Origin of the sequence: Streptacidiphilus jeojiense (assembly GCF_000719095.1) — a bacterium.
Taxonomy (GTDB): Bacteria; Actinomycetota; Actinomycetes; order Streptomycetales; family Streptomycetaceae; genus Streptacidiphilus; species Streptacidiphilus jeojiensis.
The window spans coordinates 59,674-72,693 of record NZ_JOEH01000020.1; the positions used below are offsets into that span (position 1 = coordinate 59,674).

General features: G+C 71.4%; 12 protein-coding genes and 2 pseudogenes. 12 read left to right on the plus strand and 2 right to left on the minus strand.

Annotated elements, in window-relative coordinates; all coding sequences use genetic code 11:
- Window positions 1-2 precede the first annotated feature (2 nt).
- Entirely contained in the window at window positions 3-1,424 is a 1,422-nt protein-coding gene (locus IF29_RS0125660; protein WP_084714967.1) for an MFS transporter, read from the minus strand.
- A 282-nt stretch (window positions 1,425-1,706) separates the two neighbouring features.
- Here IF29_RS0125660 and IF29_RS0125665 point away from each other — a divergent pair, with 282 nt between their 5' ends.
- From IF29_RS0125665 to IF29_RS0125710, 11 genes and pseudogenes are all read left to right on the plus strand, one after another.
- On the plus strand, window positions 1,707-2,645 hold the full coding sequence (locus tag IF29_RS0125665; protein WP_030259417.1) for an RNA polymerase sigma-70 factor: 939 nt from the start codon (window positions 1,707-1,709) through the stop codon (window positions 2,643-2,645).
- 31 nt (window positions 2,646-2,676) lie between these two features.
- Window positions 2,677-3,108, plus strand: a pseudogene (locus IF29_RS47900) (HD domain-containing protein); the annotation flags it as partial.
- Window positions 3,109-3,216: 108 nt separating this feature from the next.
- Window positions 3,217-3,579: pseudogene (locus IF29_RS47905) on the plus strand (DUF6508 domain-containing protein); the annotation flags it as partial.
- Window positions 3,580-3,752: 173 nt separating this feature from the next.
- The gene (locus IF29_RS0125675) at window positions 3,753-4,418 is read left to right on the plus strand and encodes a GntR family transcriptional regulator (protein WP_051725991.1); all 666 of its coding nucleotides are present in this window, start codon (window positions 3,753-3,755) and stop codon (window positions 4,416-4,418) included.
- Window positions 4,418-5,359, plus strand: a complete 942-nt coding sequence (locus tag IF29_RS0125680; RefSeq protein WP_030259425.1) for a dihydrodipicolinate synthase family protein — start codon at window positions 4,418-4,420, stop codon at window positions 5,357-5,359. Before IF29_RS0125675 ends, IF29_RS0125680 begins: the two co-directional genes overlap by 1 nt.
- Window positions 5,356-7,140: an L-arabinonate dehydratase gene (gene araD / locus IF29_RS0125685; RefSeq protein WP_051725993.1), complete on the plus strand. Its 1,785-nt coding sequence runs from the start codon at window positions 5,356-5,358 to the stop codon at window positions 7,138-7,140. Before IF29_RS0125680 ends, araD begins: the two co-directional genes overlap by 4 nt.
- A 90-nt stretch (window positions 7,141-7,230) precedes the next feature.
- Complete coding sequence (locus IF29_RS0125690) at window positions 7,231-8,508, plus strand: extracellular solute-binding protein (protein WP_084714941.1); 1,278 nt, start codon at window positions 7,231-7,233, stop codon at window positions 8,506-8,508.
- A 14-nt stretch (window positions 8,509-8,522) separates the two neighbouring features.
- The gene (locus IF29_RS0125695) at window positions 8,523-9,668 is read left to right on the plus strand and encodes an ABC transporter ATP-binding protein (RefSeq protein WP_051726014.1); all 1,146 of its coding nucleotides are present in this window, start codon (window positions 8,523-8,525) and stop codon (window positions 9,666-9,668) included.
- Window positions 9,665-10,582, plus strand: a complete 918-nt coding sequence (locus tag IF29_RS0125700) for an ABC transporter permease (protein ID WP_030259435.1) — start codon at window positions 9,665-9,667, stop codon at window positions 10,580-10,582. Before IF29_RS0125695 ends, IF29_RS0125700 begins: the two co-directional genes overlap by 4 nt.
- Window positions 10,579-11,460 (plus strand): ABC transporter permease, encoded by an 882-nt coding sequence (locus IF29_RS0125705; protein ID WP_030259437.1) that lies wholly within the window; start codon window positions 10,579-10,581, stop codon window positions 11,458-11,460. Before IF29_RS0125700 ends, IF29_RS0125705 begins: the two co-directional genes overlap by 4 nt.
- Window positions 11,461-11,573: 113 nt before the next feature.
- Complete coding sequence (locus IF29_RS0125710) at window positions 11,574-11,960, plus strand: PPOX class F420-dependent oxidoreductase (RefSeq protein WP_030259439.1); 387 nt, start codon at window positions 11,574-11,576, stop codon at window positions 11,958-11,960.
- Here IF29_RS0125710 and IF29_RS47910 read toward each other — a convergent pair.
- Complete coding sequence (locus IF29_RS47910) at window positions 11,957-12,580, minus strand: thaumatin family protein (protein ID WP_232242437.1); 624 nt, start codon at window positions 12,578-12,580, stop codon at window positions 11,957-11,959. The genes IF29_RS0125710 and IF29_RS47910 overlap by 4 nt on opposite strands.
- Between IF29_RS47910 and IF29_RS48600 the strand changes: the two genes are divergently transcribed.
- Complete coding sequence (locus IF29_RS48600; RefSeq protein WP_269665021.1) at window positions 12,570-13,004, plus strand: hypothetical protein; 435 nt, start codon at window positions 12,570-12,572, stop codon at window positions 13,002-13,004. The two genes, IF29_RS47910 and IF29_RS48600, sit on opposite strands and share 11 nt — an antisense overlap.
- The last annotated feature ends 16 nt before the right edge of the window (window positions 13,005-13,020 follow it).

Consider the following 13,020-nt stretch of genomic DNA (forward strand, 5'->3'; position numbering starts at 1 on the left):
GGTCACTGCAGCGCGTTCGCCGCGGGTCGGGACTGCTCCCGCGCGGCGACCTCCTCGGATCGGGCCAGCGGGCCCGGGCGCAGTAGCGTGCCGCAGACGACGGCGCCGACCGTGAAGATGCCGGCGCACCACCAGAACACCGCGGTGTAACCGTGGACGGCCGCGGCCTGGACCAGATCCGGTGTCGGCCGCCCGTGCTGATGGGCGGTCAGATAGCGGGTGGTGGCGCCGGCCGCGATGGTGTTGAGCAGCGCGGTGCCGATCGAACCGCCGAGCTGCTGCCCGGTGTTGATGCTCGCCGAGGCCACCCCCGCGTCGCGCGGTGCCACGCCGAAGGTGCCGGTGGCGGCCACCATGCCGAAGATGAGGCCCATACCGGCACCGGTCACCATGATCGGTCCGAGCAGCGCCGAGGCGTAGCCCGTGTGCGCACCGATCCTGGTCAGCCAGGCCATGCCAGCCGCGTTGAGCAGCATGCCGGCGAGGACCATCGGCCTGGGGCCGAACCTGGGCAGCAGCCTGGTGTTGCCCAAGGTGGCCGTGGCGCCGCTGAGCGCCACCATCGGCAGCAGGGCGACGCCGGAGCGGACCGCCGAGTACCCGAGGGTCACCTGCATGTAGTAGACCAGGAACAGGAAGACCCCGAACACGCCGGCGCCGAGGATCAGCACGGTGAGATAGGCGCCGGCGCGGTTGCGGTCGAGCACCACGCGGGGCGGCAGCAGCGGCTGCGCGGCGCGGGACTGCCAGAGCGCGAAGACGATCAGCAGCGCGACGCCGGCGGCCAGGAAGCCCCAGGTCGCAGCGGTGCCCCAGCCGTGCGAGGCGGCCCTGGAGAAGCCGAAGACCAGGCAGAACATCCCGCCGGACACCGCCACCACACCCGGGACGTCCAGCCGCCCGCCCGGCGTCCGCTCCTGCCGGCCCACCAGCAGCGCGCCCCCGACGACCGCGATCACGGCGAAGACCACATTGACGTACATGCACCAGCGCCAGGACAGGTAGGAGGTCAGCACACCGCCGATCAGCAGCCCCAGACCCCCGCCGGCGGCCGCGACCGCGCCGTAGACGCCGAACGCCTTGGCCCGCTCCTTCGGGTCCTTGAAGGTCGTGGCCAGCAATGACAGTGCCGACGGTGCCAGCAGCGCGCCGAAGACCCCCTGGGCGGCGCGCGCGGTCACCAGCATCGAGAAGTCGACCGCGGCACCGCCGACGGCGGAGGCGGCGGCGAAGCCGATGAGGCCGGTCAGGAAGGTCACCTTGCGGCCGACCAGGTCGGCCAGCCGTCCGCAGAACAGCAGCAGGCCCCCGAACGCCAGCGCGTACGCGGTCACGACCCACTGCCTGTCGGCGGTGCTGAACCTCAGCGCGCTCTGCGCCGACGGCAGCGCGAGGTTCATCACGGTCAGGTCGAGCACGACCATGAGCTGCGCGACGGCGATGACGGCGAGCACCCGCCACCGCCTGGGATCCGCCGCCGCCGCTGCGGGAACTGCACTGTGTGCTGCCACGATTGACTCCTTGTTGGATGGTTGGACCGACGGGATCGGGGTGCCGACCGGCGACCATGAGACGTCGGTGACCCGGGAGCTGTGACAGCGGCCGCCATGTGACCAGGGCCACCGGCCGTGGATGTCACAGGGCGGTGGCGACCGGCGTCTCGTGCCTGTGGCAGTGCTGGGAGTGCGAACAGGCGGGAGCCAGGCATGGACGAGCAGAGCGAACCGACGACGGACACGGCCGAACCGCTCGGTCGCGCGGACCGGGTGGACTCCGCCACCCAGGCGTTCGTGGCCCACCGCAACCTGCTGTTCACCGTGGCCTACGAGATGCTCGGCTCGGCCACCGACGCCGAGGACGTCCTCCAGGAGACCTGGCTGCGCTGGGTCGGCGTCGATCCCGGCACCGTGCGGGACCGGCGTGCCTACCTGGTGCGCATCGTCACCCGGCAGGCGCTGGACCGGCTGCGTGCGCTGGGCCGGCGCAAGGAGTCCTACGTCGGCCCGTGGCTGCCCGAGCCGTTGCTGACCGCGCCCGATGTGGCCGATGACGTCGAGCTCGCGGAGAGCGTCTCGATGGCGATGCTGCTGGTGCTGGAGACGCTCGCGCCGACCGAGCGGGCCGTGTTCGTGCTGCGCGAGGTGTTCGATCTGGACTACGACGAGATCGCCGAGGCCGTGGCCAAGACCCCTGCCGCCGTACGCCAGATCGCCCACCGGGCACGGGCACACGTGGCCGCGCGCCGACCCCGCGGCACCCCCTCCCCGGCCGAGACCCGGGCCGTGGTCCAGGCCTTCCGGCAGGCGGTCGAGACCGGTGACCTGCAGCGCCTGCTCGACATCCTCGCGCCGGACGTGGTCGCCCTGAGCGACGGCGGCGGAGTCAGGCAGGCCCTGCTGCGCCCGGTGGTGGGCGCCGGCAAGGTGGCCCGCTTGGTGACCCTCGGCTGGTACCGGCCGCACGGCAGGAGGTCCGTCGAGCCGATCCAGCTCAACGGCAGCCCGGCGCTGCTGGTCCGGCTCGACGGGGAGGTCGACGGGGTGCTGGCGGTCCGGATCGAGAACGGACGGATCACCGGCCTCTACGGCGTGCGCAATCCCGAGAAGCTGTCGCGGGTGGAGCGGGAGACCGCCGTGAGCCGCTGATGCGGCGCGGGGAAGGTCCTAGGGTGAGGGGATGGAGTATCTGAGCCTGGATCAGGTCGAAGCCGTCGCGCGGCGCGCCCATGCCGGGCAGGTGGACAAGGCCGGGCGTCCCTACGCGGAGCACCTGGCCGCGGTGGCGGCGGGCGTCCGCGAGCGGGGCGGCGACCCGGAGCAGATCGCCGCCGCCTGGCTGCACGACGCGATCGAGGACGACGCGCTGTCGGGGGAGTGGCTGGCCGGGGCGCCGCTGTCGGAGCGGACCAAGGCGCTGGTGCTGGCGATGACCAAGCACCCGGGGGAGGACCCGCGCGACTACGCGGCGCGACTGCGTGCCGAGCCGGGTGCGGTGGTGATCAAGCAGGCGGACCTGGAGCACAACAGCAACCCCCGGCGGCTGGCCGAACTGGACCCGGCGACCCGGATCCGGCTGCGCCGCAAGTACGCCAGGATGGGCAGGCTGCTGCGCTGGGACCCGGCCGCCCCGGTCCCGGCCCGCCCCGGCGAGGGCGATCCGGGGGACGCGGCACTGCTGGACGGCCTGCGCCGCGACCGGACCGACGGCTGGGAGACCCTCGCCGCACATGTCCGCGACTGGCAGGTGCAGGACGACGACTACCTCTGGACGGAGGGCCGCCGACTTCCGGACGGCGGCTGGCAGTTGGGCTACCCCGTGTACAGCGGGCGGGTCGACTCGATCCGCTTCGCCCTGGACTCGGTCGGGGCGGTGACCCCGGCCTACCACTGGATGACGTTCGCGCCGCCGCAGTTGAGCCGGGAGGAGACCTGCTCGCCGGCCGACGCCGTCCGGCTGGCCACCCATCTCGTCCGGGGTGAACGCTACGGCGACGGCACGATCGGCAGTGCCCTGCTGGACGGCACGCTGTTCGCCGTCGCCGAGGCACTGGTCGGCTGGCGCCAGGCATCTCATATATGACGAGGGATGAGGCTACGGAGCTGCGAACTCCGTAGCAGCCGCCCTGGCTCGGCGAATCCTTCCTGCGCGACCACTTGACCACCGACGCTCGGACCCTTAGCGTCTGCGCCAGATCATATATGAGATCTCATGCAGAACCTGTTCGCGCCGTGCACCAGCCAGGAGCAGAAGACGTGCCCGAGATCCTTGCCCAGAACGGACAGGCCCGCCCCGGGGCCCTGCCCTCGCGCACCGAGGCCGTGCTGGAGTCCATCAAGCACGCCATCCTGATCGGGGAGTTGAAGCCCGGGCAGGCATTGGTGGAGACGGACCTCGCCGAGCAGCTGGGCGTCTCCAAGACGCCGGTGCGGGAGGCGCTGAAGACCCTGGCCGGCTCCGGACTGGTCGTCATGAGCCCCTACAAGGGGGCGGCCGTTCGCGAGGTCGACCAGGCGCACGCCCGCTGCGTCTACGACATGCGGCTGCTGCTGGAGCCGGTCGCCGCCGCCCGCACCGCCGCCGGCGCGGTCGACTGGGAGGTCGCCCGGCGCGCCCTGGACCTGGCCGACCAGGCCTCGGACACGGCTGAGCGCTCGCTCGCCAACCGCGCCTTCCACCGGGCGCTGTACGCCGGCTGCGGCAACCCGCTGCTGGTACGGACCCTGGACGAACTGCGCGACCAGACGGCGCTGCTGTCCAGCGCGGCCTGGGCCCGGCAGCCCTCCTGGGAGCAGGAGGCACGCGAACACCGGGCGATCCTGGCCGCCGCCCGCTCCCAGGAGGCGGACCAGGTACGGGATCTGATGCGGGCTCATATCGGTGCTTTCGCTGCCCGGAACTTTCCGGAGGACGGGATCTGATGACCACGGAGAACCAGTTGCCCCCGACCCCGCTGGAGGCGTTGCGCGCCCGACTGTCCACCGTCGTCGCCATCCCGGTGACACCGTTCCGGGAGGACGGCGCGGTGGACTGGGACAACCACGCCGCGCTGATCCGGCGTCTGGTGGAGCACGGCGTCGAGGTGGTCACCCCCAACGGCAACACCGGCGAGTTCTACACCCTCACCGAGGCCGAGATCCGCCGCGCCGTCGAGTCCGCGGTCGCGGCCGTCGACGGCAGGGCCGAGGTGATGGCCGGCGTCGGGCTCGACATCGCCGGCGCCGTCGCCGGCGCCCTGGACGCGAGGTCGGCAGGCGCGGGCTCGCTGATGGTGCACCAGCCGGTGCACCCCTACCGATCGGCAGAGGGCTGGATCGAGTACCACCGGGCCATCGCCGACGCGGTGCCCGAGCTGGGCGTGGTCCTCTACGTCCGGGACCCGAGGATCGACGGTTGGCAGATCGCCGAACTCGCCGACCACAGCCCCAATGTGATCGGGGTGAAGTACGCCGTCCCGGACCCGGTGCGGTTCGCCTCGGTGGCCCGCGACGCCGGACTGCACCGCTTCGCCTGGATCGCCGGGCTGGCCGAGCTCTCCACTCCCGGCTACTGGGCGGTGGGGGCGACCGGCTTCACCTCCGGGCTGGTCAATGTCGTCCCGCAGCTGTCCGCCGCGCTGCTGGAGGCGCTGCGCGGCGGCGACTTCACCAAGGCGATGCGGGTGTGGGAGTCGGCCCGGGTCTTCGAGGAGCTGCGCGCCGCCGACGCCTCCGCCGACAACGTCAGCGTGGTCAAGGAGGCCCTGCAGCAGCTGGGCCTCTCCGGCCGGGCGGTACGCCCGCCGTCCCGGGTCCTGCCCGAGGACCTGCGGGTCCGGATCTCCGAGCTGATAGCCCAGTGGCGGAACGAAGGCTGGCTGTGAACGATCCCGCAGACACGACCGACACGACCCGCGGCGCCGCCGCTCCGCAGGTGCTGCGCTCCGCCGCCTGGTTCGGCGACAGCGAGGACCCCACCGGCGGCAGGCTCCGCGCCTTCAGCCACCGCTCCCGGATGCGCCAGCTGGGCTACCTCCCCGAGGAGCACCTCGGCAAGCCGGTCATCGCGGTCCTCAACACCTGGTCCGACATCAACCCCTGCCACATGCACCTGCGCGAGCGCGCCGAACAGGTCAAGCGCGGGGTCTGGCAGGCGGGCGGGTTCCCGCTGGAGTTCCCGGTCTCCACCCTCTCCGAGACCTTCCAGAAGCCCACCCCCATGCTCTACCGCAACCTGCTGGCCATGGAGACCGAGGAACTGCTCCGCTCCTACCCGGTGGACGGTGCGGTGCTGATGGGCGGCTGCGACAAGACCGTGCCCGCGCTGCTGATGGGCGCCGCCAGCGCCGGACTGCCGGCCCTGGTGGTCCCGTCCGGGCCGATGCTGCGCGGCAACTACCGGGGCCGGGCCCTGGGCAGCGGCACCGACCTGTGGGCCTACTGGGACGAGTACCGGGCCGGGCGGATCGGTGAGTGCGAGCTCTCCCAGGTCGAGTGCGGTCTGGCCCGCTCGCCGGGCCACTGCATGACCATGGGGACGGCCTCGACCATGACGGCCGCCGCCGAAGCCCTGGGCATGGCCCTGCCGGGATCCTCCTCCATCCCCGCCGTCGACTCCGGCCACCACCGGATGGCCTCCGCCAGCGGCGCCCGCGCCGTGGAACTGGTGCGGGAGCGGCTGACCCCGGACCGGATCATGACCAGGGAGGCCTTCGAGGACGCAGCCGCGACGGTGCTGGCCCTGGGCGGCTCGACCAACGCCCTGATCCACCTGGTCGCGATGGCCGGACGGCTGGGCGTGCCGTTCTCCCTGGAGGACTTCGACGAGATCGGCCGACGGGTCCCGGTGCTGGCCGACGTCCGGCCGGTGGGCGCGGCGCTGATGGAGGACTTCCACTACGCCGGCGGACTGCCCGCCCTGCTGCGGCAGCTCGCCGAGGTCCCGGGGGCGCTGCACCCGGACCGGACCACGGTCACCGGCGCTCCCTTCTCCTCCTACTACGCCGCCGCCGAGACCCACGACCCGCAGGTCATCCGCACCCCGCAGGACCCGGTGTCCAGCGAGGGCGGCGTGGCGGTGCTGCACGGCAACCTGGCACCGGGCGGCGCGGTGATCAAGCACCTGGCGGCGGCGCCGGAACTGCTCACCCACACCGGCCCCGCCGTGGTGTTCGACTCCTACCAGGAACTCCAGCGCACCATCGACGACCCGGCCCTCGGCATCACCGAGGACAGCGTGCTTGTGCTGCGCGGGGCCGGTCCGCTCGGCGGCCCCGGCATGCCCGAGTACGGCATGCTGCCGATCCCGGCCCACCTGCTGGAACGCGGGGTCAAGGACCTGGTCCGGATCTCCGATGCGCGGATGTCCGGCACCAGCTACGGCACCTGCGTGCTGCACGTCGCCCCGGAGTCGCACGCCGGCGGCCCGCTCGCCCTGGTCCGCACCGGCGACCTGGTCACCCTGGACGTCCCGGCCAGGCTGCTGCAGTTGGAGGTGGCCGCCGAGGAGCTGGAACGCCGGCGCGCCGCCTGGCAGCCGCCCGAGCCACGCTTCGAGCGCGGCTACGGGGCGCTCTACTCCGAGCACATCACCCAGGCGGACCAGGGCTGCGACTTCGACTTCCTGGCCCGTCAGGGCAACAACCCGGCCCCCGACCCCAGCTGAACCGGCGCCACCCCTCCCGACCCAGCGCGACCAGCGAGCGAGACCAGCACAGCCCCGTTCACCACCACTGACCGAAGGGCTCCATCAGCCATGTCCGCAGACACTGCCGTCCGCAACAGCACCGACCCCACCGACCCCGCCGACGCCCCCAGAGGGCCGTCCCGCCGCCGGGTGATCGGCACCCTCGCCGCCGGCGCGGCCGCCGTCCCGGTGCTCGCCGCCTGCGGTGCGCCCAGCAGCAGCACCGGCACCGGGAACCCCGCCCCCAGCACCCTCGCGAGCAAGCCGTCCAAGCCGGTGACCCTGAACATCCTGGACGTGGCGGGGAACCTGAAGCTCACCCAGCCGATCATCGACTCCTTCAAGGCCAAGTACCCCGACTACGTCTCAAAGATCACCACCACCACCGGCACCGCCCCCGAGCTCGCCCCCAAGGTCCAGGCCCAGCAGCAGGGCGGCAACGTCCAGATCCAGCTGGTGCTGACCGGGACCGACGGCCTGTCGGCGGGCATCCAGAAGGGCCTGTGGTACGACCTCAAGCCGTACTACGCCACCTTCTTCCCGGGCCTGATGTCCAACTACCAGGCCGGTGCCGCCTCGATGGCCTCCCTCGCCCAGGACCAGGGCATCGAGCTGGTCTGGTACCCGTCGGGACCGCTGCTGGAGTACGACCCGGCGAAGGTGACCACCGTGCCCGCCACCACCGACGCGCTGCTCGACTGGGCCAAGGCCAACCCCGGGAAGTTCCAGTACGCCCAGCCGCGCAACTCCGGCCCCGGGCGCACCTTCCTGATGGGCCTGCCGTACCTGCTCGGCGACACCGACCCGACCGATCCGGTCAACGGCTGGGCCAAGACCTGGGCCTACCTGACCGAGCTCAACAAGTACATCAGCAGCTACCCCTCCAAGACCTCCGCCATCATGACCAACCTGGCCCAGGGCACCTCGCCGCTGATCACCAGCACCACCGGGTGGTACATCAACCCCAGGGCCCTGGGCACCGTCCCGGCATCCGTGAAGGTCGCCAAGTTCGACAGCATGACCTGGGTCAGCGACGCCCAGTACGGGGTCGTCCCCAAGGGGGTCAGCAGCGACGAGCTGATCGCCGCGCTGAAGCTGCTGGCCTTCGTCCTCACCCCGGAGCAGCAGGCGGTCACCTACGACCAGGGCTACTTCTACCCCGGACCGGCGGTCAAGGGAGTGGCGCTCAGTCAGGCTCCGGCCAGTTCGCAGCAGGCCATCGCCACGTTCGGCGACCCGGACTTCGACAGCTGGATCTCCGGAAACCCGATCAAGAACTCGCTGCCCGCCACCGCCCAGGTCACCGCCTTCGACCTCTGGGACAAGAAGATCGGCTCGACCAAGTGAGCACGGTGACCCCGATGACAACCGCCGAGTCGGACACCGGGGCGGCCGTCCGCCCCGGCTCCCAACTGGGGGAGCTGGAACTGCGCGGCATCAGTCGCGCCTACGGCGCCCACACCGCACTGCACCCGCTGGACCTCACGATCCGCGGCGGCGAGTTCGTCGCCCTGCTCGGCCCGTCCGGCTGCGGCAAGACCACGGCGCTCAACTCTCTGGCCGGCCTGCTGCCGCTGACCGCGGGCGAGATCGTGCTGGACGGCAGACGCATCGACACCCTGCCGCCGGAGAAGCGCGGCTTCGGCATGGTGTTCCAGAACTACGCCCTGTTCCCGCATCTGACGGTGCGTGCCAACGTCGCCTTCGGACTGAAGATGCGTGGCGTCGGCAAGGCCGAGACGGTACGGCGGGTGGACGCGGTGCTCGCCCTGGTCCATCTCACCGAGCAGGCCCACAAGCATCCGGGGCAGCTGTCCGGCGGCCAACAGCAACGCGTGGCCATCGCCCGCGCCATCGTGATGGAGCCGCCGCTGGTGCTGATGGACGAGCCGCTGTCCAACCTGGACGCGGCACTGCGGCTGGAGATGCGCAGTGAGATCCGGCGCATCCACCAGGAGTTCGGCCTCACCACCCTGTATGTGACGCACGATCAGGAGGAGGCGCTGTCGCTGGCCGACCGGCTGGTGGTGCTGCACGAGGGGCGGGTCAGCCAGATCGGCACCCCGGCGGACCTGTACGAGAACCCCGCCAACACCCATGTGGCGGCCTTCATGGGCTACCGCAACCTGCTGCCGCTGACCGTCACCGGGGCCGACGCCCGGGGCGCGACTGCCTCGGGCCGTGGCCTGACGGTACGTGGAGCAGGTTCCGGAGCCGGGAAGTTGACGCCGGGTCAGTCCGTCATGGTCGCCGTCCGCCCCGAGGACCTGCGGATCGCCGAAACGGACGAGCAGGCCCTCGGCGAGGCCGTGGCCGAAGTCGTCGAGTACCACGGCCGGGTGCTGCACGTCGAGGCGGTGACCCGGGAGGGGGACCGCCTCCACCTCACGTCCTCCGGCCAGGTCCGCCCCGGCGACGTGCTGTCCGTGGCGGTCGACACCGAACGCGCGCTGTTCTTCCCGCAGGCCGCCGTGCCGGACCCGGCGTCGCAGGAGGTACCGGCATGACCGTCGCCCTCCCGCCCACGGCGCACCGCCCGGCCCTGCGCCACCGCCTTGCCGAGCGCGGCGTCGACCGCACCCTGCTCCTGGTGCTCCCCGGGGCACTCGCGGTAGTCGCGCTGTTCTGCTACCCCTTCCTCTACGGGCTGCAGCTCTCCTTCCAGCCCACCTCAGGTGCCACGCAGGGAGGTTTCAGTTTCGGGGCCTACCACGCCTTCTTCAGCGAGCCCTTCGCCCGCAAGTCCATCTGGCAGACCTTCTCGCTGGCCGTCCCGGCATCGCTGATCAACGTCGGGGTGTCCGTCCCCATCTCCTACCGGATGCGCCGCGACTTCCGCGGCAAGCGGCTGCTGCTCGCCCTGCTGGTGGTCCCGATCACCCTGGGCACCGTGCTCACGGCCGAGGGCATCCTGGAGTTCTACGGTCCGGCCGGCTGGTTCAACCACACCCTGAACCTGCTGGGCCTGGCCTCCTCCCCGGTGCAGCTCACCATGAACTACACCGGGGTGCTGCTCTCACTGATCATCAGCGGCTTCCCCTTCGCCTACCTGCTCACCCACTCCTACCTCTCCGGTATCCACCCCAGCCTGGAGAAGGCGGCCTCCACGCTGGGCGCGGACTGGTGGCAGCGGTTCCGGCACATCACCTTCCCGCTGCTGCTTCCCGGGCTGATGACCACCTTCTGCCTCAGCTTCGTGATGGCTTTCGCGGTGTTCCCCTCGGCGATGATGGTCGGCGACCCGGACGGCAAGACGCATGTCATCTCCATCGAGGCCTACGAGGCGGCGCTGGAGCACTTCGACTACGCCCAGGGCTGCGCCGACGCCATGATCATGACGGTGCTGATGCTCGTCGTCATCGTCGCCGTCACCACCCTGCGCTCCCGGCTCTACAGCGGATCCACCGGAGGCAAGGGATGAGCGTCGTTCTCGACAGGCCGGCGACCGCGGCCCCCGGCGCGGAGTCGGGGGCCCGGAGGCGGCGGATCGCCATCAGGCCGGGCGCCTGGCTCACCTGGGGCGCTCTGGCGTTCTTCTTCCTCAACCTGCTCGGAGTGATCGGCACGGTGCTGCTGAACTCCTTCGGCCGCAGCTGGTTCAGGAGCTGGCTGCCGGGCGGCTGGACCACCCACTGGTACAGCGACGCCTGGACCGAGTTCAGCCTCGGGCAGGTGCTGGGGACCACGGTCGAGGTCACCTTCCTGGTCGTGCTGATCTCGCTGGTGCTCGCCGTCCCCGCCTCCTACGCGCTGGCCCGCCGGGCCTTCCCCGGCAGGAAGCTGCTGCTGGGGCTGTTCGTGCTGCCGATCCTGGTGCCGCCGATCGCCTACGGCATCCCGCTGGCCACCGTGCTCTACAAGTTCCACCTGGCCGGATCGGTCACCGGGGTGGTGCTCGCCAACCTGGTGCCGTCCATCCCCTTCGTGGTGTTCACGATGACCCCGTTCATCGAGCAGATCGACCCCAGGATCGAGGCGGCGGCCCGGATGTGCGGGGCGGGGACCCGAACCGTGCTGACCCGGATCCTCGTGCCGCTGCTCCTGCCCGGGATGCTCGCCGCCGGAATCCTGGTGCTGGTGCGCACCTTCGGGATGTTCGAGCTGACCTTCCTCACGTCGGGGCCCACCAGCCAGACCCTCATCGTCACCCTGTTCTCGGCCGTCAACTCGGCCGGTATCCGGTCCACCCAGTCGATCGACGCCATGGCCGTGATCTACACCGGAACGATGGCCGTGCTGCTGCTGATCGCGCTGCGCTTCGTCAACCCCACCCAGCTCGTCGCCCGCTCATCGGACTGAGAGGAACGGCCACCCCGGGGGTGGAACGTCCGGGCCACGCCACCGCGCGTCGAAGCGGTTCCTCCCCATAGGGTCGAGGGGTCTCCTGAAGACACCCCGAGAGGAGTGACACCGTGCTCGACCCCGACGTGCGCCGCGTACTCGACGGCACCCCGATCGCCCATCTGGCCACCGTCCTGCCGGACGGTGGCCCGCACTCGGTTCCGCTCTGGATCGGCACCGAGGGCGAGCACATCGTGATCCTCACCGGTCCGGGCAGCCGCAAGGCGCGCAACCTGCGCCGCGACCCGCGGGTCGCCATCTCCCTGACGCCCGCCGACAACCCGTTCGAGCCGGTGCTGATCCGCGGACGGGTCGTCGAATGGCTGGAGGGCGATGCGGCCTGGGCGGTCGTCGACCGGATCGCGACGAAGTACATCGGCGCGCCCTACTCCCGGGAGCAGGAGCGCGTCGTGGCCGTGATCGAGCCCGAGCGGCAGTCCGTGGGCCTGGGCTCCTAGCCGGTGGTTCCGAAGGTCACCCGGTAGTAGCAGGCGCCCTTGCAGGCCATGGTGGCGGAGTCGTCGAAGGCGTATGAGTAGGCGTACGGCTCCGCCTTCTTGAAGACCTGGGTGTAGTCGACCGGCCACTTCGCCGGAATGCAGTTGTCCCGGCCGGCCCAGGCGCCGCGGCAGCAGTAGGTGTCACCGCCGAAGGCGGCGCAGGGCGGCTTGCAGCCGATGACCTGGCCGCCGTTGACGGCCTGCATGGCGGTGGGGCAGACGATCGGGGTGGTGCAGGTCCCCTTGTAGCAGCCGGAGGCGGTGATCGGATCCGTGCTGACGGTGTGTGAGATGTTGATGTACATCGGCAGGTTGGACCCGTCGACCATGCTGACGTCGTAGAAGTCCAGGTTGTCGAAGGCGTCGAAGGTGAACTCGCCCAGCGTGGTCGGGGTGGTCGGACCGGAGCAGGTCGTGGTGCAGTCGCCGGTGAGGCAGGTCCCCGCACCGTTGCTGGTGCAGCCGGTCCGGCCCCAGATCCGCCCGCCCCAGTTGTTGGCCACCGTGACCGTGGCGCTCTGCCCCGGCTGGAGCTTCAGGCCGCCCGGGTAGGCCGCGGTGGTGTTGGTGACGATCACCCAGACGGTCTGCTGGGTCCGGTTCACCAGCGCGATGGACCGCTGCCCGGCCGGAGCCGCCTGGGTGGGCTGTGTCGCGGTGCTCGCCGCCGTGGTCCTGGTGGTGGCCGCGGGAGCGGCCGTGCGGGTCGCCGTGTGCGAGGCCGACGGCGAGGGTGTCGCGGACTTCGTGGTGGCGCTGGGGGACGCGGAGGGGGAAGCCGACGGGCCGGGGGACGCACTGGCCCCGCCACCGCTGCCTGCGGTGGCGACCGCCGAGGACGGGTCGGCCACCTGGGCGGTCCCCACGCCGTTCGGCGGGGACGGCCAGAAGACGACGACCAGCGTCGCGACGACGGCCGCCGTCAGCGCGAGCCACCATCCCCGTGCGGATCGGGTTCGATGCTTCCTGCGTGCCATGGCCTGCCTGTCCCCTCGCCGATGAGGCGGTATGAGGCGGA